This is a genomic window from Paenibacillus sp. FSL K6-0108 (assembly GCF_045040695.1).
GTDB lineage: Bacteria > Bacillota > Bacilli > Paenibacillales > Paenibacillaceae > Paenibacillus > Paenibacillus pabuli_B.
In genome coordinates, this window is the sequence record NZ_CP150288.1 from 1071080 (window position 1) to 1091807 (window position 20728).

The following is a 20728-nucleotide window of genomic DNA, read 5'->3' on the forward strand; positions in this document are numbered from 1 at the left end:
CTGGCTGACTGAATGGCCGGGAGAGGTCAGGGCCTTAGGCTGCACCATCTACGGGGTGCAGCACACGGGCTGGCGGTGCAGGGAGCGCATGGCTACGCCAGCATCCCGCGCACCGCCGCAGCGAACTGCGCAGCCGCTGCGCGCACTTCGGCCGCGCCCGCGATGGCGGAGATGACGGCTACGCCGTCGGCTCCTGCCGCCATCACGGCGGCCGTGGTATCGGGCGTAATGCCGCCGATACCTACCACCGGAACTGCGATGCCTGCGGCGCGTAGTTCGGCTACCCCAGCGGGGCCCAGCACAGCGTGGGCATCCGCTTTGGACCGCGTCGGGTACATGGGCCCGACGCCAAGATAGTCGGCGCCCGCCTGCACCGCACGGCGGGCTTCCTCCACGGAGTGGGCGGATACGCCAAGCATCCGCCCTTCTCCGATGCGGGCGCGTACCAGCGCCGCGTCCGCATCGTCCTGGCCGACATGCATGCCGTCGGCCTCCACCGCCACAGCCAGCTCCACATCATCGTTCACGATGAACGGTATCCCGTGCTGGCTGCACACCTCGCGAAGCCGCATCGCAAGCGAGATGCGTGCTTCGCCAACCAGAGCGCCAGTTCCTTTTTCCCGGAACTGGAACAGCGTAATGCCGCCAGCGATGGCTTGGCGCAGCACCTCCACAGGGTCACGCGCCGTATTCACGCTGCCCATCACCAAATACACCTGCATCGCGCGTCGTACCGCGTCTGCATCCAGATGACGCATCACTGCTCACCCCGCAGTCTGCGCTGATAGGCAAAATGATTTGTCGGCCCATGTCCAGACCCAATTCCCAGCTCATCTTCGATGGCTGCCTGAATGAATGCTCGCGCGGTGGTGACGGCAGCCAGTACAGTTGAGCCCTTCGCCAATTCGGCAGTAATGGCCGCAGAATACGTACATCCCGTTCCATGGGTATGCCTTGTCACCACCCGAACGTTCTCCAGATAGTGAAAAGACTGCCCATCATAAAGCACATCGACAATCATGCCACTTCCCTCATCATGACCACCTTTCACCAATGCATACGTGGAGCCCATTTGCACGATTCGTCTTGCGGCTTCTTCGCGCTGACTCAAATTCATAATAGACATTCCAGTAAGAAGCTCGGCTTCCGGAATGTTCGGTGTCGTGATCAGTGCATGAGGCAGCAGCTCTGTAATTAACGCCTGAATGGCCTCCTGTTGCAGCAGAGGGGCGCCGCCTTTGGCAACCATAACCGGATCGATGATCAGATTGGACCAGCCGTATTGCTGCCTTTTCTCGGCGACCAGTCGAATAATCTCGGCACTGTAGAGCATGCCCGTCTTCACGGCTGAAGGTTGAAAATCATCCCCGGTCGAATCCAATTGTTGAGCGATACCTTCATATGAAATAGGGAAGACGCCCTGCACACCTGTTGTATTTTGGGCAGCAATAGCCGTAATCACAGTCATGCCGTATACACCGAGCTCCTGAAAGGTCTTCAGATCCGCTTGAATTCCAGCGCCGCCACCATTATCGGAACCAGCAATCGTCAAAGCCTGTGCAATACTCATTGCGCACCTCCATCCATCTGTCGAACCTGTGCTCGCTCTGCGAGAACCTCAGGTGTCACTTGGGCCAGTTGATTCAGCAATTCGATCTGGAAGCTGCCCGGTCCCAGGTCAGCGGTACGTTCCGCCGCAATCTCTGCTGCAACGCCATAGAAAGCGAGTGCCTCCACAACACTGCTCAGCAAGTCGTCTCCCGGTTTCGCAATGGCTGCAAAAGCACCAATTACCGAGCTGAGCAAGCAGCCTGCACCAGTCACTTGGGTAAGCAAGGCATGTCCATTACTCGTCAGGAACGTCTTTTGTCCATCCGTAATGACATCCTCGCGTCCGGTAATGACGACCACACAGCCGAGTTTTTGTGCTGCCCGTTCCGCTATTCCAATTCGATCGCCCTCGCCTTGACCTGCATCCACACCTTTGATGCTCCAACGCTCACCGATGACATTGGCGACTTCCGCCACATTGCCCCGCAACACCGTGAGGCGAAGCTCACGAACGAGCATCTGAACGGTTTCCGTACGATAGGCGGTTGCGCCAGCTCCAACCGGATCGAGCACAACAGGCACGTTATTTGAATTGGCGGATTGACCAGCCAGGCGGATTGCCTCAACTACCTTTTCGTCCAAAGTGCCAATGTTCAGTACAACTGCTCCTGCCATCTTGGCAACATCAGCGACCTCTTCATGCGCATAGGCCATAAAGGGAGATGCACCTAGTGCGAGCAAACCGTTGGCTGTAAACGGAGCGACGACAATATTCGTAATGTTATGAACAAGCGGATTTTGTGTACGAACACGTTCCAGGTAAGTCATATGAGTTCCTCCTTATAAATAAGCAAAATAATCAACAAAAGTGGCAGGGCAGGATGACCCTTATATCTGTTGGTAATAGGGGTTATTAAATGATGGAAAGCTATTCTCGGATAGCTACAAAGTGCATATAGAAAGCTTAATTAAAATTCCTATCCTCGATAAAGATTCTATTCGTACAGTGATTGAATTCTGCAGCTACTCATGTGGGCGTCATCCGATAATGAATATACAACTTTCAAAATCTCTTGATCTTCACCCAGCAGTCGAGTTTCCTACTCACCCTGCAAATTGATAAAAGCTTCCTCAGCCTTTACGGAATCCGGAATCAGTTCACTTTGAACCAACCATGCCCGTACGTTTTCCCAAGAAGAGGCGTCCTGCCTGCCAAACGGCTGACCTTCTTCACTCATCAGCGGCAGTAAAATATTCAGACTTTTGGTTTCGATCTCCGGGTCAAGAGGAGACGTTTCGTTCTCATGTGCGAGCAGAATGTTCAGCGCATCCTCGGGGTGCTCTGTTACATATTTCTGTCCATCCTGTAACGCTTTGATGAAGCGGGTAAGCTGATCCTGTTTCGCTTCAATGCCCGCATCACTTGCAGTGAGGACCAGTTCATAATAATCAGGTACACCGTAATCGACAGGATTGATCGATTTTGTGGCATGACCCTCCTTCTCCAGAATCAATTGTTCATGGTTAATAAAACCACCCATAATGGCATCTGCCTGCCCGGAAGCCAGGGAAGGGATCAGGTCAAATCCCACATCCACCAGATTCATCTTGTCGGGATTACCGCCATCCTGGCTGATCATGGTACGCACCATTGCTTCATACAGGGGGATTGAGGAATAGCCGACCGTCAGCCCTTCAAGATCTTTTGGCGATTTCACTTTACTGTTGGCTTCGGTTAACAGATGCACAAGCGGATGCCGAACGACGGCTGCAATCGAACGTACAGGAATGTTTTCCCCACGAGCGAGCAAGATTTGCGGCTGATAGCTCAGCGCCAGATCGATTTTCCCGGCGGCAACAAGTTTGAGTGAGTCATTGGTATCGGCAGGCATCTGAATATCAACTTCCAGACCTTGATCCGCGAAGTAACCTTTTTCCTGAGCAACATAGATGAAGGAATGCACTGCATTCGGGTACCAATCAAGCATGATGGACAGTTTGTCTTTGGATTCCGATGACCTCTCGGCCGCAGATGATTCTGTATCTTTTGCATTGGAAGTTGAATCTGTGGCAGGTGTGTTGGTACCCGTATTTCCGCATCCGCTGACGATCAGCAACAGGGTCATGAGCAGAATGGGGAGCAGGGAGTAAATATGTTTTTTCTTCATAGCTTCAAATTCCTCATTTCCTTTTATCTGATTAATAATTCATAAATTCTACATTCTGGAGATATGGATAACGCTGTGCTGTAATAGGTTTCCAGCCGATAGCAGGTGGATTGGGCAATGCACACTACGTCTGTTTTGGTAGGTCTGCCTCCGGAAATGATCCAGCTTTTCTTCTACCTGCATGACGTGATGTACCGAATCTTTTCTCCATCCAAGCAATGAGTACAAACAGGGCGATACCGAGCAGGGATAACAGTACAATGGCGGCGAACATGGCATCCGTGTTCATATTGCTCGACATTCTGCGGCTGAAGTAACCAAGGCCCTTGCTTCCACCGAGCCATTCTCCGATCGTTGCACCGACCACACAATACACCACAGACATTTTCAGTCCCGAAAAGAAGGAGGGAAGGGCAAGTGGAATCTGGAGTTTGCGAAAAATATCCCACTTGCTGGCGCCCATCGTCAGCAGCAGTTCACGCTGCTCCGGATCACCCTGGCGCAGACCATCATAGGTGCTCACCACAATCGGGAAAAATGCGATCAGGAACACCACTGCGACTTTGCTCCACAGCGTGTAGCCAAACCACAGGATAAAGACAGGAGACAGGGCAATCAGCGGGATGGTCTGACTGATCACAACAAATGGATATAAGGCCTTTTCAATCGATCGGTTCATATGCATGCCTGTTGCAAGCGCAATTCCGGCACCAATAGACATGCCAAAACCAACGACAATTTCCATCAAGGTAGCGGGCAGATGTAAGGCCAGCAGGAGGTGGCGATGCTCATACATCGAACGGGCAATCGCCGTCGGGGCTGGAATGATGAAGGAGGGCACCCATCCCATACGCACAATCCACTCCCAGATGACAAGCAGCAAGAGCATGAGCAAAAGAAACAGACCATAACGGGCAAGCCAACCTCGTACGCTATGCTTCATGCTATCTCTCAAGTTACCGTGTCGCATGCAATTGTTCCTCCAGTCGTCGTCTCATCTGAACGAGAGCCGGTTCGTAGATCATGTCCGAATGTCTTGGACGTGGCAAAGGTACCGTCAGATCCTGCAGCTGTTGGCCTTGGCCCACCGGAGTTAACAGAATAATCCGATCACTGAGCAGCAGGGCTTCTTCAATGTCATGTGTGATGAACAACACGGTTTTGCCCAGACCTTCCCAGAGCTCCAGCAGCCAGCGATGCATCTCCCGTTTGGTTAGGGCATCGAGTGCGCCGAATGGTTCATCCAGCAGCATGAGTTCGCCACCTGTCAACAACGTACGAAGCAGCGCGACACGCTGGCGCATGCCACCTGACAGCTCGTCCGGGTATGCATGCACGTGGCCGGATAAGCCAAATCTGTCGAGACCAGCAAGAATGTCCGCTCGAATCCTTACCTTATCCTGCCGATCTGCAGCAAGTTCAGCGGGGAGCATGCAATTCTCCATGACGGTTCTCCAGGATAATAGGAGGTCCTTTTGCGGCATGTAGGCAACCTGCCCCAGTCGCTTTCCTTCTTGAACCCAGGGAATTTCAATGGTTCCGTGGGTTGGCTCAAGCAGGCCTGCCAGCAGCTTGAAAAGGGTGCTTTTACCGGAGCCGCTGGAACCGATGAGCGAGACAAATTCGCCTTTGGCTACACGCATCGACACATTGGAGAGCACGGGGGAATCCCTTTTTCCCGGGAAAGCGTAGCTCATGTTGTGAATGGTTATGTCGTTATCCATCTCGATCCGTTCCCCTTTATTATTCAAACTTCAAACTGCGTGATCTTTAATTACACCTTCTGATCTGCCCGAAGAATGCGAAAAAGACCCACCCATTTCCGGAGAAATGAGTGGGTCTGTAAGTTCAATTCACATTAAATTTCATCATCAACATGAAAAAATCCGCTTACTGAAAGGCCGCTCCACTTCCCTCCGCTGGTATGATCCAGATCAGGTTCAAAGGGTCCGAATCATTCGATTCGTCTCAGCCGCAAGGCTCCCCTAGTGCAATGATTAAGATATGCAGTTGTGTGTTCAGCATATATCACATGCAAGCAGAATGTAAAGAGGGCGGCTTAAAAGAAGTGTGCGTAATGAGAGTTAGGAAAGTAACCTATTCTAATCGTTTGAATGTAACAGTGAATCAAGCTCAACGATCAGACGGGCAATCTGCTCAGGTGTGCCAATCGTAATCCGAAGCCAGGTAGGCATACCGAATTCGGCACCGCCGCGGACAGAGATGCCTCTGTTCAACAATTCTTTGGTAATCGGACCACTATCCTGCAACAGATCAACCATGATGAAATTGGTTTCGGAAGGGATGTAGGGTAATTTCCACTGATCAAAGGACTGCATTAACGTTTCCCGTCCTTGACGATTGTAGTGCAGGCAGTGAGAAACAAATTCATGATCATCCAGGCTGGCCGAAGCAGCGGCTTGGGATGTGGCTGTCAGACTGATGGGCAGTTTGACCCGATTAATGCCTTCAATGATGCTTTCATTCCCGATGCCATATCCGATTCGCAGGCCGGCCAGTCCATATATTTTGGAGAAGGTCCGCAAAATAATCAGATTATTATATTGCTCCAGCAGCTTAACCGTATCAGGATAATCTTCATTTTCTGCGAATTCATAATACGCTTCGTCCAGGACAACCACGACATGGGAGGGAACATGTTCGAGTAAACCAAGCAGGGCCTCTGCTGTGAAAATGGTTCCGGTTGGATTATTCGGATTGCACAGCCAGATGATTCGGGTAGAAGTATTAATCCGTTGCCGGAATTGCTCCAGGTCCAGTGAATGGTTGACCAAAGGCACTTCATGAATGACCCCGCCTGCCAGCAGCGTAGCGCCCTTATACCAGTTAAAGGAGGGCACCGGAATGAGTGATTCCTCGCCGGGATTAAGATAAGCTTGGGCGGTAAGGGTGAGGAGCTCGAATGATCCACTGCCAAATACCAGTTGGGAGGTACGCACCCCCAGACGTTCCGCAAGTTTGTCACGCAGCAGTTGGCTGGAACCGTCGGGGTATTGAGCCAAGAGATCGGAACTCAGCGATCTGACCGCTTCCGCTGCCAGGGGAGAGGAACCAAACGGATTCTCGTTTGCTGCGAGTCGATCGACACTTTCCAGTCCCAACTCCCGCCGGATCTGTTCCATGGATTTGGCAGGCGTATAAGCTGGGATTCGATTTAACAGGTCTTTAACAGGAGGAGAGGGTACGGGTGAGAGGGATTGCATAATCATGCCTTCTTTCCAGTGGAATTAGATCGAGAATGATATCTGTTTCTGGGCAATCTGCTGTGGTGTCTCTTGTGGAGGAGTCAACAAGCGATTCAGAATCAGGTTTTCAAAATGAGCAAACCCGCTGTCCCGAACGCGTGGCCGCTCCAGTGTAATTCGGGTATCCATCGTTATATGACCATCTTCGATTAACAGCACCCTATCTGCCAGCGCAACCGCCTCGCTGACATCATGCGTGACCAGAATGACGGTCAGATCTTCTTCTACCCACAAACGTTCGATTAATTGCTGCATCTCAATTCGGGTTAATGCATCCAATGCACCCAGCGGTTCATCCAGCAGCAGTAAGCGTGGATGACTAGCGAGTGCCCGTGCCAAGGCGACACGTTGTTTTTGTCCGCCAGATAATACCCCCGGCCAATCACCTTCACGCTCTTCAAGTCCTACATTGCGAAGCGACTGGCGTGCATCTTCCTTGTTCTTGTCGGGGATGCCCAGTCGTACATTGTCGAGCACGGATTTCCAAGGCAGCAGCCGGGCTTCCTGAAACAGAAACCGTGTCTCGGGTGCTGTACTGCCAAGCTTTCTGTTACCCAGCATAACGCTTCCGGAAGAGGGGGATTCCAGCCCAGCGATCAGACGCAGCAACGTGCTTTTGCCACAACCGCTTCGTCCAACGATGGCTACAAATTCCCCTTGTCTTACATTGACATTGATGTCGGATAGAATCATCCGCTGATCATACGATTTCTGAACCCTATCTACTTGAAGAAAAGGGCTGATCTGACTTGTGCTCATGGATTAATTCACGCTCCTTTGGCTTTACTTGCGGGATAGAGCCGGGTTCCAGCGCAGCCAGCGCCGTTCCAGCCATTTGGCGATGGTATCGGACAACTTGCCCAGCAGAGCATATAGCAGAATGCTTAAGACGATGACGTCCATCTGCATGAATTCCCGCGCGTTCATTGCCATGTATCCAATCCCCGCATCCGCTGCAACCGTCTCGGCTACGATGAGGGTCAGCCACATAATGCCAAGTGCATATCGAATGCCCACCAGAATGGAAGGCAGTGCACCAGGCAGGATAATGTCCTTATAAAGGGACCAGCGGCTGAGTCCATATACTTTGCCCATTTCAATCAGACCGGGATCAACCGATCGTATGCCGTGGAACGTATTCAGATATACCGGAAAGAATACACCCAGGGAAACGAGAAATAATTTGGCTTCTTCACCGATCCCGAACCACACAATAACGAGGGGGATCAAGGACAGATGCGGAATGTTGCGGATCATCTGCACCGAGGAGTCAGCGATCTTTTCCGCAAGGGAGGAGATGCCGTTCAGCACACCCAGAAGGAAACCGAGACCCCCACCAATGAGGAATCCTCCCAAAGCTCGCTTGGCGCTTATACTGATATTGTTCAGTAGTTCACCGTTACGAAGCAGACGAATGAAGGCCTCCAGTACCTGAGCGGGACGGGGCAAAATATTGGCTGCAACAACTCCGGATGCAGTCAGCCATTGCCACAGAGCCAGAATGAGTAGTGGTACAACAAAAGGAATAAATCGGTTAAACCATGCCCGGTTAAAGGTGTTGGACCGCACGTTATGCCTACCTCCTTGCTTCGTTCATTATTGGCTACCTGGAGCTGGAAGTTGATCTTGAAGAGCATCACTCCAGAATGTGCTCACATCGACTGCCTGGTCAAAAATTCCTGCTTGTTGAAACGTATCCGCTACGTCCTGTTCGGACTTGATGGCCTCGTCAGAAATGGCAACAATACGTGATGGCCGTTGTGCCTCTCCATCCGTGTAGGTTTTAAGGGCTTGCTCCACAGGCTGGTGGGTGTTGTCTGCTGTAATTTGAGCCCACGCATCCTTATTGGCACGAGCCCAATCATTGAATTTGTTGATTCGCTCCAGATAATCGGCAAGGGCCTTTTTCTGTTCCTCATTCGCAATAGCCTGATCGGAGGCGGCTACAAGAAAGCTTCCCGACAGGATATCTTTGGCGCTGGCGAGCGTTGTTGCTTCATTCTGATGTGCGGAGATGATGGCATTGCCGTAACTGGCAAGGGCGTCCACTTTCCCGCTAATCAGGGCGCTGAGTCCATCTGCTGTTGTAAGTTCGACCGGACTGATGTCACTCCAGGTTAATCCGGCTTCCTCCAGCATTTTGAGCAGGAAATAGTGGGCTGTTGTATTTTTTACGAAAGCAACTTTCTTGCCTTTCAGGTCAGCAACCGATTTGATCGAAGAACCTTTGGGAACAACGACCTCTTGATTCAAGGTGCTGCCTTGTTGTACCGCAATAATTTTGAAGCTTCCACCATTGGCAGCCTGAGATGCAAAAATGGGCGGAATTTCACTGGTTACACCAAAGTCCAGTTGGTTTGCAGCCATCGCTTCAAGGATCAGGTTACCTCCCTGAAATACGTTATAAGTGACTTTATAGGGGGTGTCATCGAGTCCGGCGGCTTTGAGCCCCAATTCAAGATTGCCCCATCCGGTCTGACCAACCCGAATGGTAACGTCTTTATTTGAAGCAGCTGATGCCGCTGTCGGTGTTGTACCTGTACCCGCGGCTTGATTGTCAGTTCCGGCAGAGCAGCCGGAAATTAGCAACAACAGAAGCGCGCTCAGAAAGACAGTTAAGGAAAGAGTGTAATGGCGGTTTGGACGGATCATAGGGAGGAAACCTCCTTGGTGTATGTATTGCTTTCACTGGACTGACTGGATTCTATGAATGTTTGGCCGATACGGTCTGCCTGAAGAATGGCTTCGGTTACCTGCGCCGTGCTAACTCCGAAGGAGAGATGTGCCGCACTGCCTTCCCGCAGCTGTAGTCCTGCTGCAATGCGCGCAGCAGCTTCCTGAGGCTGTTGTTGAATGCCAAGCTCAGCAAGAGTGATCGGCAGATTCAGCTTATGTAACAGCGTGGTCAGCTCATGAAGCTCATCCCCTGTTTTGCCTTCAAGAATCCACTGGGTGAAGAGTCCAAAGGCTACCTTTTCTCCATGTAGTGAAGCATGTGTTTCGGGTAATTTGGTGAGGCTATCATGCAGCCCATGAGCAATCGCTGCATGAAGTGATCCATCGCTTATGCTGCCTACAAGGCCTGCGAGCACAATAATGGCATCGGCAACATCACGGAATTGAGGTGAACTGCCGGTTGTATCGGTGGATTCATAGACATCGATGGCGTGTGCTTCAAGAATGTCGAGTGCAAGCTTGGCAGTGCTGACACTGTTTCGGAGAGTGAGGCTGGTGGCGTTGCCACTTAGATTAACGGCGAACTCATGCCATTTTACGAGTGTGTCCCCAATCCCAGCGGCCAAATACCTCCTTGGTGCACTCGCCAGAATATGAGAATCAGCCAGAACGAGATTAGGCGAACGGTGCAGGGGGCGATAGCCTGCAGATTGACCCTGTTCATCATAGAGCACGGTTAAGGCGGACCATGCGGCACAGGTTGCGGCAATCGTTGGGACTGTTACAATGGGCAATTGGGCTTGCTCTGCCACTGCTTTGGACAGATCGAGCACTTTACCACCCCCGACACCGATAACCAGATCAACATCCAGATCAAAAGCTTGCTGTGTAAAAGTATCAATCTGGCCTGTTGTAACCTCACCGTGAAACAATTGCACATGGAACTTGATCTTATGCTCTTCCAATGAAGGAAGAAGGTAAGGCTGTACGGCTTTTAATGCGGACTCACCGGCGATGATGAGAGCATGCTGCCCAAGCTGTGCAATCCGCGAACCACTTTGCTCAAGAATGTTAGCCTCGTGTACATATACTGCGGGTGCCTTAACAGTAATCATGAATACACTCCCCTTTATAACTTATTATTCTTACGTTTTAACTTGGTTTTAAATTGTTTAGATTCTATCATCGCGTCTCAGGAACCACAATAACCTGGACTATCAATACATCCTATACTTCGATTGAAAGAATCTATACGTGACAGTTGAACGGGGAAACGAGAAAAGAGAAATAAAAACACTCGACACGTTGATACGCGCATACCGGGGCAGTTTATTTAATAAGAAAGATACTGTACAATGTTTATTAAATTTCTAGGTTGCTTTTGGGGTATGTCCCTTGGAAAGGTGTGCTTATGAAAACTATTGGCCTTATTGGTGGAATGAGTTGGGAGTCATCTTTAGAATATTATCGAATAATTAACGAAGAAGTGAAAACTAAATTGGGAGGATTGCATTCAGCGAAGTGCATTTTATATAGCGTGGATTTCGAAGAAATCGAGCGCTATCAAGCTGAAGGCGATTGGGAAAGCGCTGGAAAACAATTAGGGAGTGCTGCTCAGTCTTTGGAAAAGGCAGGAGCTGAAATGATTGTAATTTGTACAAATACGATGCATAAAGTGATTAATCATATTGAAGAAAAAGTTAGCTTACCCATTGTACACATCGCTGATTCAACAGCAAACCAGATTCAAAAGTCCAAAATAAGTACGGTTGGTTTACTTGGCACCAAATATACAATGGAACAAGATTTTTATAAAACACGTATTGAGCATAACGGCATTAAGGTATTGATACCGAATGAAGAGGATAGAGAGGTTATCAATAAAATCATATATGAAGAATTATGTTTAGGGAAAATTGACCCCTTATCAAGGGACTATTATACAAAGGTGATCAAAAGGTTAGTTGAACATGGAGCTGAAGGAATCATATTAGGCTGTACAGAAATTGGATTATTAGTTAAACCGGAGGATTCAGAAGTGCCATTATTTGATACAACACGTATACATGCCATTGAATCTGTTCATTTGGCATTAGAAAAATAATTTGGTACATCCCGATAAACCCTTTGTCTGATTTACCTTGGCACCTGAACCCGATATAATAGTGGTGGCACATATGAGCCGGATCACAAATGAGGGTGGGACTGTTTTTTTCCCTCCTAAGCAGAATGGGGACCCCGATTTGAAAACGTTCAAGAAAGTATATATTGAGATCACAAGTATATGTAATTTGGCATGCAGCTTCTGTCCGCAGACCAAACGCGCCAAAAATTTCATTGACCCTGAAGTCTTCAACAATATATTGGATCAGATTAAACCCCATACCAAACATATTTATTTACATGTCAAAGGTGAACCGCTGCTTCATCCCAAAATTGATTTGTTACTGGATTCAGCGCATGAGAAGGGATTCAAGGTCAACATTACGACAAACGGTACGCTGCTGCCCAAAACCCAGCACAAACTGCTCGGCAAACCGGCATTGCGTCAGATGAACTTCTCCCTGCACAGCTTTGATGGTCATGAAGGTTCCACGGACCGTGAGGGTTATCTGGGCAATGTGTTGTCTTTTGTACGGGAAGCCGTGAAGCACAATGTCATTATTTCATTCCGACTCTGGAATCTGACACAGGATAACTTCACGAATGCCCAAATGAATCGAAATCGGGAGACGTTGGAAGTCCTTGAAAGGGAATTTAATCTGGATTTCCGCATTGAGGAAAAGGTAGTGCCGGGGAGCGGAGTTAAAATTGCCCCGAATGTGTATCTGAATCAGGATCATGAATTCCAGTGGCCGAGTCTGGATGCACCGGAAGATGACGGTAAAGGCTTCTGTCATGCGCTTCGCAGTCAAGCAGCAGTGCTTGTCGATGGAACTGTGGTTCCATGTTGTCTCGATGGTGAGGGTGTAATTAACTTGGGCAACGTTCATGAAAAGTCGTTTTCCGAGATTGTGGATGGTGAACGAGCCAACAATCTGTTCTATGGTTTCTCCAAACGGGAAGCGGTGGAGGAATTATGTCGGAAGTGCGGATATCGTCAGCGGTTCGGAGCCTAAAGCGTAATTTAATGAACAGATCTGGATTTAAAATGATAGAGATCACATTGTCTGGAAACAGATGAAGTGGTCTTTTGTTTTTCCTAGAACGTTAGGTAGTATTTTACCTTGAATTCACAGATACAAATATAGCATACCCGAAGTTGATACCGGCACATTCCACGTTGGAGTACGATGCAAAAGATGCTGAGGTCACAGGCACAATGCTGTCGTTTCTATATCTAAGCTAATGATTATTATCGTAACATTCCTTTTTTGGTAGGATCAGGGTAGGTTCCGAGCCAGAGGTGCACCTCTGATCGGTTCCTTGAGGACAAGCTTATGCTTGTACGCCAATTCATCAGAATAAGGGAGGATTTAAGTGATGAAAAAAATGTTGACGTTGTTGCTGTCCGCCGGTCTGGTTGCTTCATTGTTCAGTGCAATTCCAGCTTTTGCTGCACCTACTGTTGTGAACTCAACGATTATTGTAGCCAAGGGAGAAACGTTTGACGGCAAAGGCCAAACGTATGTTGCCAACCCGTCCACCCTGGGAGATGGATCTCAAGCAGAAGATCAGAAGCCGGTATTTCGATTGGAGGCAGGCGCCACACTCAAAAATGTAATTATCGGTTCACCTGCAGCTGACGGTGTTCATTGTTACGGTAACTGTTCTATTTCGAATGTGGTATGGCAGGACGTGGGCGAGGATGCACTGACGCTGAAGTCTTCCGGAACGGTTAACATCACGGGTGGGGCAGCTTACAAGGCCTATGATAAAGTATTTCAAATGAATGCAGCCGGAACGATTAACATTAAAAATTTCCGTGCAGACGATATTGGCAAGCTGGTGCGTCAAAATGGCGGAACAACCTTCGCGGTGAATATGACACTCGACAACTCGGACATTTCCAATGTCAAAGATTCGATTATGCGTACGGACAGCAGTACATCGCAAGGGAAAATTACAAATACCCGTTATTCTAAAGTCCCGACCTTATTTAAGGGATTTGCTTCGGGAAAAACCAGTCAGTCCGGAAATACGCAATATTAAGACAATGATGTCCGTGAGCGAATAAAAAGGAATAAAGCTAAAAAGGGATGTCCCCCGGTATGTTATTCATCACGGGGGACATCCCTTTTGTTGTTGCATTCAGAAGAAGCATAATTTGCCCACCTGCGCCGATACAAAGGTCTCTATAGCTTGGGAGTGGCCATCCAATTTACTGTTCTTCCGGAACTTCAACGATCACTTTACCTTTCTCAGGGGTAATGGAACCCGCATGGATAGAGCCAGAATTGTTCATGATCTCGTAGGCAGTCTCTTCAAGCATACGAGAATACTTAAATGATACGAGTGTTTGACCCTTTACGGAAGGGCGAGTCCCTGCTTCAGCAACGGGTTTGGTTTTGATAAAAAACAGATCACCGATGGTTCCGGCATCTTTACCGATATTAGCCTGCCATTTCAGCAGGGCGTTTTCATTTTTAATGGTGTAATAACTGATCAGATCGTTATCTTCAACAATGAAGAAACTTTCCTTTTTGCCTTGTTCAAAAATGTATTGAATGGATGAATCCACTGGACCCAAAGGGTTGCGAATCTCCAGGCGTGCTTGTCCCAGTTCAGAGAAGCGTGGCAAATGAAGCGCAGCTTCACGCGCCACAGTCAGATCAGCACTACTGTAGTCTTTGACCACCGCAGCATTCGTGGTGTAGATATAGGCTTCCTTGGCCGTCTGGTTCCAGCGAACCTGTGCCCCAAAGGCTTCGCCGATGGCACGGAGCGGAAGCATGGCTTTGCCATTCACCAGAATGGGAGCGGTCGACAACGTCGCATTCTGACCGTTTTTCTTCATTGTTTTGCTGTTGGGTATAAGAACATATTTGTCGCTGCCTGTGCTGATGCTAACCTGTTTGGTTTTGTTATTGTAGCCAAACGTATAGTCCCCGAGGAATTGAAGTTCAGTCAATGCTACGTACGTTATACCCTGCTTTATAACCACATCATATTGAGCTTGTACATTGTTAATATAGGCTGTCGGTTTGTGTGTTGTTGCTGCTTCCGCCACAGTGGATGACAGCAGTGCAGGTGCCGTACCCGCAGTGAGAATCGAAGCGACAAGGATCATTTTCCACTTTTTTTGCTGCCAGGCAGTATTGGTTTGTTTCATCATTATCAATCTCCCTTCTTGTATACCAAACGGACTATTTGATCCAAATGTTGCATAGTATTGTAAAGTACACCATAGGATGTCTTCTTTCATTTACCCAAAATACAGCGTAATGATTTTTCCGGGATTGTCACAAATACCCATGTGTTGTAAAGTAGAAGCAATGAAATAAGTGAACCGGGAGCTCAATGAAGTTGGGCTGAGAGAGCGGCCTTGTGCCGCTGACCGTATATCTGATCTGGGTAATGCCAGCGTAGAGAACATGAATTTGCGATGTGCAATGGTAAGTGATAAGGGATAGAACATAAATGTCAGCGTTTCTTGGGTGCAGCGGGATTTTTCTGATGTAACGGGGATGGTGTCGTTTGTTGTCTCCTTTCTCTATATCTGCCTAATGCGTAGCATCGTGAGAATTGTAAACTGTGCGTATGGCCTGCCTGGGAACCGGGGAGGCTTTTTTGTTTGTTTTATTATTTATTTTAAATCAAGGGAAACAGAGGAAGGAAGTTGAGAACATGTCAACAGCAGTGGGTAGCAACAGATTGAAGTTAACCGATATTTTGGTAACGATTGTGATTGCAGTGGTCTTCGGGGTGATCTACAAAATATGGGGACCTACATACGATCTGATGAAGCCATTCGGCGTTCATGCGGAGCAGATGATTTACGGCATGTGGTTTATGGCGGGCACCTTTGCCTTTGTAATCATTCGGAAGCCAGGTGTAGCCATTCTGGCAGAAGTTGCGGCATCCACGGTGAGTGCTTTTCTCGGAAGTGAGTGGGGCATGTCCACACTGGTATATGGGCTGCTGCAAGGGCTGGGTGCAGAGATTTTCTTCGCCGCATTTCTGTATCGGAAAAGCAATCTGTTCGTCACCTGCCTTGCGGCTATTGGTGCAGCGGCGGCTTCGCTTGTACTGGATTATCAGTACGGGTACATTGATTCCCTCTCGGCTTGGAACTATACACTGTTTATCGGATTCCGCTTCATTGGCAGTATTCTGATTGCAGGTGTATTCGCCTATTATCTCGCCAAAGCGCTGGAGCTTACAGGTGTAACACGATCCCTCAGACCAGTGTCGAAGCAGGATTATGAGGCGCTGGACTAGATGAATGAAGTGGAGAAAGTGCAAGCGGTAGGTGTTACGAATCTAAGATGTAAGTTCCCGGGAGAGAAGGCCTTGGTGTTCCAAGGCTTGTCTCTCTCTGTGCGTCAAGGGGAGAAAGTGTTGTTGCTTGGACCAAGCGGCTCTGGCAAATCAACTTTGCTGCAAATTCTGAGCGGTCTGATTCCACGGTCTGTGGAGATTCCGATGAAATGTGATGACATTCAGGTACCTGAGCAGCCGGGTATTGTTTTTCAAGACCCGGATACCCAGTTCTGTATGTCATATACGGATGAAGAGATTGCTTTTGTACTGGAAAACCGAAATATTTCACGTGAGCAGATGCCTAAACTTATCAAGCGATACCTGGAACAGGTCGGGTTATCTTTTGAACATAATCGTACACTCATTCAATCGATGTCTCAGGGGATGAAGCAGCGTCTTGCGATGGCTTCGATTCTGGCCATGGAGCCAGACGTACTCTTCCTGGATGAACCAACGGCACTGTTGGATGATGAAGGAACCTCTCAGGTGTGGGAAACGGTGAAACAGATTGCACAGGACAAAACACTCATTATCGTAGAACATAAAATTAATGAAATTGTCGAATGGGTAGACCGAATCATCGTATTGTCGCCTGAAGGAAAAATTGTGGCAGATGGCCCGGCAAATCAGGTGTTTACAGATGAGCGGAATATGCTTAGGGAATACGGAATCTGGTATCCGGGGGTCTGGGAAGAACGAGGACAGACGAAAGCACAGATGTTGGTCACAGGAGAGTTTATTCGTTATGGGGCTATTGAAAGTGAAAGTATGGATAACAAGGAGGGGCGAGCTTCTGCGCTGCCCCAACCAGCCTTGGAAATGCAGCAATTCACCGGATGGCGCGGAAAAACACCGTTCATTCAGGTGGAGCAGGCCAAGGTATGGCACGGAGATTGGGTGGGGATTGTCGGGGCTAACGGGGCAGGTAAAAGTTCATTATTACTGTCCATGATGAATATCCTGAAAACGACAGGCCATTATGTTGTGGAAGGACAATCGGCCGGAAAAACCGAGCAGCTTGCAGATCGCATTGCCTTTGTATTCCAGAATCCTGAATTTCAATTCGTGACAAATTCAGTCCGTGATGAAGTGGGATTTTCCTTGCTGAGCGGAAAGCTAACTGCCGAAGAAAGAGGTATGCGAACCGATCATATGCTGGAGCAATTCGGATTGACAGACCTGTCGGGGCGGCATCCCTACCAATTGTCGATGGGACAGAAACGCCGATTGAGTGTAACATCAGCGCTGGTAAGGGAACAGCGTATTTTGTTACTGGATGAACCTACCTTTGGACAGGATGCGCGCAATACCTTTGCCATGTTATCACAGCTGGAGCGGTTGCGGCGTGAAGGAACCGCTATTGTGATGGTTACGCATGATCGTGAAATCGTGAACAGGTATTGCAACCGAATCTGGACGGTGGATGAGGGGAGGTTAACCGATGCAGCTCTCGTTTCCTCATCGTGAGACCTGGCTTCACGCGGTGAATCCGGGGTTGAAAATGATTTTCCTGACATTGCTGTTTGTCTTCGTCATTCTTGTTCACAATCTGAATGTAATGGCGAATGTGGCAGTTATCATGCTGTTATTGCTGGGCTGGACAGGTCACCCATGGCCCAGACTATTGCTGTATGCGTCTCCGTTCATTCTGGTATTTATATCAACTTCCACAGGGATGATCATGTTTGGTAAAGGGGAAACCACCTGGTTTCAGTGGGGATTGATTCATATTACCGAAGAGAGCTTCTATCGTGGGTTACATTTGGGGTTTCGTTCTCTAAGTATGGCGGCAGCTGGACTGTTATTTGGCCTGACGACCAAACCTGTTCGGCTCTTTTATTCCCTCATGCAGCAGTGGAGACTCCCACCTAAGTATGCCTATAGCTTTCTTGCGGCTATGCGCATGATTCCGATTTTGCTGGATGAATTCCAGACGCTGCGGTATGCCATCCGCATTCGGGGAACGAGGCAGCGCGGCTCACGCTGGAATGTATACGGCACACTGAAACGATATGCTATTCCATTACTAGCACAAAGTATCCGCCGTGCGCAGCGTATGGCGGTGGCGATGGAAGCAAAAGGGTTCAAGGAAGGCGGGAGCCGAACGTTTTATGTTAAGATCGGGTACTCTCGGGCGGATGTATGGTTTGTGGGGTACTTTACCATCATGTTAACGGCTGCTTATATATTGGGGATGACATTCCCGTATAATTCAACGCTGGTGGATGTACGGTAAGACCTGTACTTATTTTGTGTCTTGTAAAAAATATTTGCGAGCATTCAGTAACTTTTCCTTGTTCAAAACGTCTTTAATGGAAATAACTTCAAATTGGTGGGGTGAACGCGCGTGAAGACAGGGTCGAAGTGGCAAAAGACGGGGTACCTTTGGATCACTGTAACCGGAATAGCGGCCGTGCTGGTTACGGGGTTCATGCTGCTGGATACGAATACGGAAACACAGGCAGGACAGGGCTCCGGTTCGACAACTCAATCCTTATCTGCACAAGCAAAAACAACTTATAAACCGGGTGATACCTTGAATTTGAAGGCAGACATGCCCCTGTACACTCAAGTTATAGGTAACAAAGTGCCCGTTGATCTAATGGGAATACAGTATTACACTTCCAGCAATGAGAAAATCAAAGTACAAGCCGTTCGCGGCGAATGGATCCAATTTCAGGATTACAACAGAGGTGAGCTCTGGATTCCAGCCTGGTATGTATCTAGGGAAAGTCGAAGCCTGAAGAATGTAACTCCTCAGACGTTCACTCTTCGTCCTGGAAGCAAGCTGTATCTGGCTCCTGGAAGTACGACAAGCTGGACTCCAGGTCCAACGCTCACAGACCAGGCGATGATTGTTGCAGCAACGAAGGATTGGTATGGCGTGTCCATTGCTCCTCGAGTTTGGAACAAGGAATCGACTGCTTATCGACCTTCACTACTCTGGATCAAGGCACAGGCTGTAGAGCAGCAAGCCATTGTAGCGGATGGCTGGTTTCAACAGGATGCGTCGCAATCCGCTTTGGCTGTACGCCATTTGACGGATATCATGCTGAGCAAAAAAACAACCTCCAAACAAGTCAAACAATGGCTCGGCGAACCGGATTGGAAAGAGAATTCAGCCAATTTGAATGACACGGGTTATCCGATGAGTATTGGACAGACCTGGCGATATGAGCGAGCGGATGCTCAATTTTTGGTGACATTCAATAAGAACGGCAAGCTTGCCAGAACACGCTGGAATATACCGCAAAATGATCGGAACAATGTAGTGTCCGATTGGAGCTTCAGTCGTTCGGATGAATATGAATTCACAACCAAAATCACAGGCAAGTCATTGCCGATCACGCTGCCTTGGAAACCAATATGGACAAATCAAGGGGATATCAACTATACCTTTTTGCAAGCAGCGACAGATGATGTGCTCCTGATGAAAGGCGATGATGGTGGATTCAGTGGTTTTCATTATGAGAGTTCAATGTATACACTTGACAGACATTCAGGGAAGAAATTATGGGAGATCAATGTGGGGTATGGGAGACAGCAGGTAGAGGTGGATGCAGGACGCCAATACGTTACAATGTATACCGATTATGACCCTGACAAGAAAGAATACGTAGATCGTATACGCCACTTCCAATTGAAGAGCGGTGATGTCGTATGGGAATATGCTCCCAAGCAAAAATTCAGATTGAATGGGATCACAGCTGCAAAGAATGTAGTTGTTGTTGATAGTCCGGTTGTTGAAGGTTCAAGCAATAGCTGGTTAACCGTATTGGACAGCAAGAACGGAAAAACATTATGGAAGCGTAAACTCACTGCCGGTTATGAATTATTGAACAAGAGCGCAGAAGATCCTTATGTCATGTATTGGGAAAAGAATAAACTGATTGCAGCCGATCCGCGATCTGGCCGAACGGTGTGGAGCATTGCAGCAGCGAAGTCGACAATAGATCATCTCGATCGGAATCCTTATTTTGACGGGATCACTCGTGATGATCCGTTTGCAGCAGCACAGCCAGAACGCTGGATGCTGTTGGATGATCAGTGGGTGCTGGTCGATCTGAACACAGGCAAAAAGCTTGCAAAGTTTCCCGCCCGGATTGGCCAGCAATTTGAGGTGCTGAATGATGGCATGGTACTCATTCGTGAGCATAAAAATGGGGAAATGTATGGTGACTATGCAGATTTTACAACCACCCTGTACGATGCCAAGAGCGGAACAAAACGTTGGACGCTGAACGATAAAATTGAACGAGGCCTAGTTGAGGACAATCAATTTTATGTAATCAAAAACGGGTATCCGGCAGCACTTGCATACGATACAGGGCAAACCCGCTGGTCCGCACAAAACACGATTTCATCACTTCGATATCCTACCAATCAGGGGAGTTACCTGGTGATTGAAGATCAACTTTTGCTGCCGATGGGTGAGGATCTTCTGGTCATGGATAAAAATGACGGTACCCTGATCGGCCGTGTGCATGACGTAGTGATGGGAAGCCCGGAACATCGGGATCGGGATGCGAAGAACGGGACCATAAATCGGTTTGGAGATGAAGTCTATATTGGATCGTCCAACGGACGGTTTAGTATGTATAAAGCAAGTGATTTGAATATAGATATCTCACGTTAAAGCTTGTT

At 48.5% G+C, this 20728-nt stretch carries 19 protein-coding genes and 2 riboswitches; of the genes, 7 read left to right on the forward strand and 12 right to left on the reverse strand.

Going from position 1 to position 20728, the window contains the following annotated elements; genetic code table 11:
• Window positions 1-92: 92 nt before the first annotated feature.
• The 11 genes from thiE to MHB49_RS05140 form a co-directional block, all read right to left on the reverse strand.
• A complete protein-coding gene (thiE, locus tag MHB49_RS05090; RefSeq protein ID WP_405155280.1) occupies window positions 93-758 on the reverse strand; it encodes a thiamine phosphate synthase in 666 nt (221 codons plus the stop codon).
• Window positions 758-1570, reverse strand: coding sequence for a bifunctional hydroxymethylpyrimidine kinase/phosphomethylpyrimidine kinase (gene thiD, locus MHB49_RS05095; protein WP_405155281.1), 813 nt, complete (start codon window positions 1568-1570; stop codon window positions 758-760). The genes thiE and thiD overlap by 1 nt, the downstream gene beginning before the upstream one ends.
• Entirely contained in the window at window positions 1567-2379 is an 813-nt protein-coding gene (gene thiM, locus MHB49_RS05100) for a hydroxyethylthiazole kinase (RefSeq protein WP_405155282.1), read from the reverse strand. Before thiM ends, thiD begins: the two co-directional genes overlap by 4 nt.
• A 272-nt stretch (window positions 2380-2651) precedes the next feature.
• Window positions 2652-3719 carry an ABC transporter substrate-binding protein gene (locus MHB49_RS05105; RefSeq protein ID WP_405155283.1) on the reverse strand — a complete coding sequence of 356 codons (1068 nt, stop codon included), beginning with the start codon at window positions 3717-3719 and terminating at the stop codon, window positions 2652-2654.
• Window positions 3720-3843: 124 nt separating this feature from the next.
• Window positions 3844-4689 (reverse strand): ABC transporter permease, encoded by an 846-nt coding sequence (locus MHB49_RS05110; RefSeq protein ID WP_405155284.1) that lies wholly within the window; start codon window positions 4687-4689, stop codon window positions 3844-3846.
• Entirely contained in the window at window positions 4676-5443 is a 768-nt protein-coding gene (locus MHB49_RS05115) for an ABC transporter ATP-binding protein (protein ID WP_405155285.1), read from the reverse strand. Before MHB49_RS05115 ends, MHB49_RS05110 begins: the two co-directional genes overlap by 14 nt.
• 170 nt (window positions 5444-5613) lie before the next feature.
• Window positions 5614-5716, reverse strand: a riboswitch (TPP riboswitch).
• 105 nt (window positions 5717-5821) lie between these two features.
• Window positions 5822-6949, reverse strand: coding sequence for a histidinol-phosphate transaminase (hisC, locus tag MHB49_RS05120; protein ID WP_405155286.1), 1128 nt, complete (start codon window positions 6947-6949; stop codon window positions 5822-5824).
• 18 nt (window positions 6950-6967) lie between these two features.
• Entirely contained in the window at window positions 6968-7744 is a 777-nt protein-coding gene (locus tag MHB49_RS05125; protein ID WP_405155287.1) for an ATP-binding cassette domain-containing protein, read from the reverse strand.
• 24 nt (window positions 7745-7768) lie between these two features.
• Window positions 7769-8554: an ABC transporter permease subunit gene (locus MHB49_RS05130; protein WP_090893483.1), complete on the reverse strand. Its 786-nt coding sequence runs from the start codon at window positions 8552-8554 to the stop codon at window positions 7769-7771.
• A 27-nt stretch (window positions 8555-8581) separates the two neighbouring features.
• A complete protein-coding gene (locus tag MHB49_RS05135; RefSeq protein WP_405155288.1) occupies window positions 8582-9637 on the reverse strand; it encodes an ABC transporter substrate-binding protein in 1056 nt (351 codons plus the stop codon).
• Entirely contained in the window at window positions 9634-10776 is a 1143-nt protein-coding gene (locus tag MHB49_RS05140; RefSeq protein WP_405155289.1) for an iron-containing alcohol dehydrogenase family protein, read from the reverse strand. Before MHB49_RS05140 ends, MHB49_RS05135 begins: the two co-directional genes overlap by 4 nt.
• 296 nt (window positions 10777-11072) lie before the next feature.
• Here MHB49_RS05140 and MHB49_RS05145 point away from each other — a divergent pair, with 296 nt between their 5' ends.
• The 3 genes from MHB49_RS05145 (at window position 11073) to MHB49_RS05155 (ending at window position 13813) form a co-directional block, all read left to right on the forward strand.
• Window positions 11073-11765 carry an aspartate/glutamate racemase family protein gene (locus MHB49_RS05145; protein ID WP_405155290.1) on the forward strand — a complete coding sequence of 231 codons (693 nt, stop codon included), beginning with the start codon at window positions 11073-11075 and terminating at the stop codon, window positions 11763-11765.
• Window positions 11766-11904: 139 nt separating this feature from the next.
• Complete coding sequence (locus MHB49_RS05150; RefSeq protein ID WP_064640556.1) at window positions 11905-12780, forward strand: radical SAM/SPASM domain-containing protein; 876 nt, start codon at window positions 11905-11907, stop codon at window positions 12778-12780.
• Between the two features lie 364 nt (window positions 12781-13144).
• Window positions 13145-13813, forward strand: coding sequence for a pectate lyase (locus MHB49_RS05155; protein ID WP_405155291.1), 669 nt, complete (start codon window positions 13145-13147; stop codon window positions 13811-13813).
• 169 nt (window positions 13814-13982) lie between these two features.
• On the opposite strand, the gene MHB49_RS05160 is transcribed toward MHB49_RS05155, so the two are convergent.
• Window positions 13983-14936, reverse strand: a complete 954-nt coding sequence (locus tag MHB49_RS05160; protein ID WP_405155292.1) for a copper amine oxidase N-terminal domain-containing protein — start codon at window positions 14934-14936, stop codon at window positions 13983-13985.
• Between the two features lie 163 nt (window positions 14937-15099).
• Window positions 15100-15210, forward strand: a riboswitch (TPP riboswitch).
• A 238-nt stretch (window positions 15211-15448) separates the two neighbouring features.
• On the opposite strand from MHB49_RS05160, the gene MHB49_RS05165 reads away from it, so the two are divergent.
• The 4 genes from MHB49_RS05165 to MHB49_RS05180 all read left to right on the forward strand — a co-directional run bounded on the left by MHB49_RS05165 (window position 15449) and on the right by MHB49_RS05180 (window position 20720).
• Entirely contained in the window at window positions 15449-16042 is a 594-nt protein-coding gene (locus tag MHB49_RS05165) for an ECF transporter S component (protein WP_053784146.1), read from the forward strand.
• On the forward strand, window positions 16043-17551 hold the full coding sequence (locus MHB49_RS05170) for an ABC transporter ATP-binding protein (RefSeq protein WP_405155293.1): 1509 nt from the start codon (window positions 16043-16045) through the stop codon (window positions 17549-17551). It abuts the gene before it with no gap.
• Window positions 17526-18320, forward strand: coding sequence for an energy-coupling factor transporter transmembrane component T family protein (locus MHB49_RS05175; RefSeq protein WP_405155294.1), 795 nt, complete (start codon window positions 17526-17528; stop codon window positions 18318-18320). Before MHB49_RS05170 ends, MHB49_RS05175 begins: the two co-directional genes overlap by 26 nt.
• A 111-nt stretch (window positions 18321-18431) precedes the next feature.
• Entirely contained in the window at window positions 18432-20720 is a 2289-nt protein-coding gene (locus tag MHB49_RS05180; protein WP_405155295.1) for a PQQ-binding-like beta-propeller repeat protein, read from the forward strand.
• Window positions 20721-20728: the final 8 nt, after the last annotated feature.

Bases quoted from the DNA above. Each gene is read 5' to 3' on its own strand.
- thiE (WP_405155280.1), bottom strand. From the start codon at position 758: ATGCGTCATCTGGATGCAGACGCGGTACGACGCGCGATGCAGGTGTAT.
- thiD (WP_405155281.1), bottom strand. From the start codon at position 1,570: ATGAGTATTGCACAGGCTTTGACGATTGCTGGTTCCGATAATGGTGGC.
- thiM (WP_405155282.1), bottom strand. From the start codon at position 2,379: ATGACTTACCTGGAACGTGTTCGTACACAAAATCCGCTTGTTCATAAC.
- MHB49_RS05105 (WP_405155283.1), bottom strand. From the start codon at position 3,719: ATGAAGAAAAAACATATTTACTCCCTGCTCCCCATTCTGCTCATGACC.
- MHB49_RS05110 (WP_405155284.1), bottom strand. From the start codon at position 4,689: ATGCGACACGGTAACTTGAGAGATAGCATGAAGCATAGCGTACGAGGT.
- MHB49_RS05115 (WP_405155285.1), bottom strand. From the start codon at position 5,443: ATGGATAACGACATAACCATTCACAACATGAGCTACGCTTTCCCGGGA.
- hisC (WP_405155286.1), bottom strand. From the start codon at position 6,949: ATGATTATGCAATCCCTCTCACCCGTACCCTCTCCTCCTGTTAAAGAC.
- MHB49_RS05125 (WP_405155287.1), bottom strand. From the start codon at position 7,744: ATGAGCACAAGTCAGATCAGCCCTTTTCTTCAAGTAGATAGGGTTCAG.
- MHB49_RS05135 (WP_405155288.1), bottom strand. From the start codon at position 9,637: ATGATCCGTCCAAACCGCCATTACACTCTTTCCTTAACTGTCTTTCTG.
- MHB49_RS05140 (WP_405155289.1), bottom strand. From the start codon at position 10,776: ATGATTACTGTTAAGGCACCCGCAGTATATGTACACGAGGCTAACATT.
- MHB49_RS05145 (WP_405155290.1), top strand. From the start codon at position 11,073: ATGAAAACTATTGGCCTTATTGGTGGAATGAGTTGGGAGTCATCTTTA.
- MHB49_RS05155 (WP_405155291.1), top strand. From the start codon at position 13,145: ATGAAAAAAATGTTGACGTTGTTGCTGTCCGCCGGTCTGGTTGCTTCA.
- MHB49_RS05160 (WP_405155292.1), bottom strand. From the start codon at position 14,936: ATGATGAAACAAACCAATACTGCCTGGCAGCAAAAAAAGTGGAAAATG.
- MHB49_RS05165 (WP_053784146.1), top strand. From the start codon at position 15,449: ATGTCAACAGCAGTGGGTAGCAACAGATTGAAGTTAACCGATATTTTG.
- MHB49_RS05170 (WP_405155293.1), top strand. From the start codon at position 16,043: ATGAATGAAGTGGAGAAAGTGCAAGCGGTAGGTGTTACGAATCTAAGA.
- MHB49_RS05175 (WP_405155294.1), top strand. From the start codon at position 17,526: ATGCAGCTCTCGTTTCCTCATCGTGAGACCTGGCTTCACGCGGTGAAT.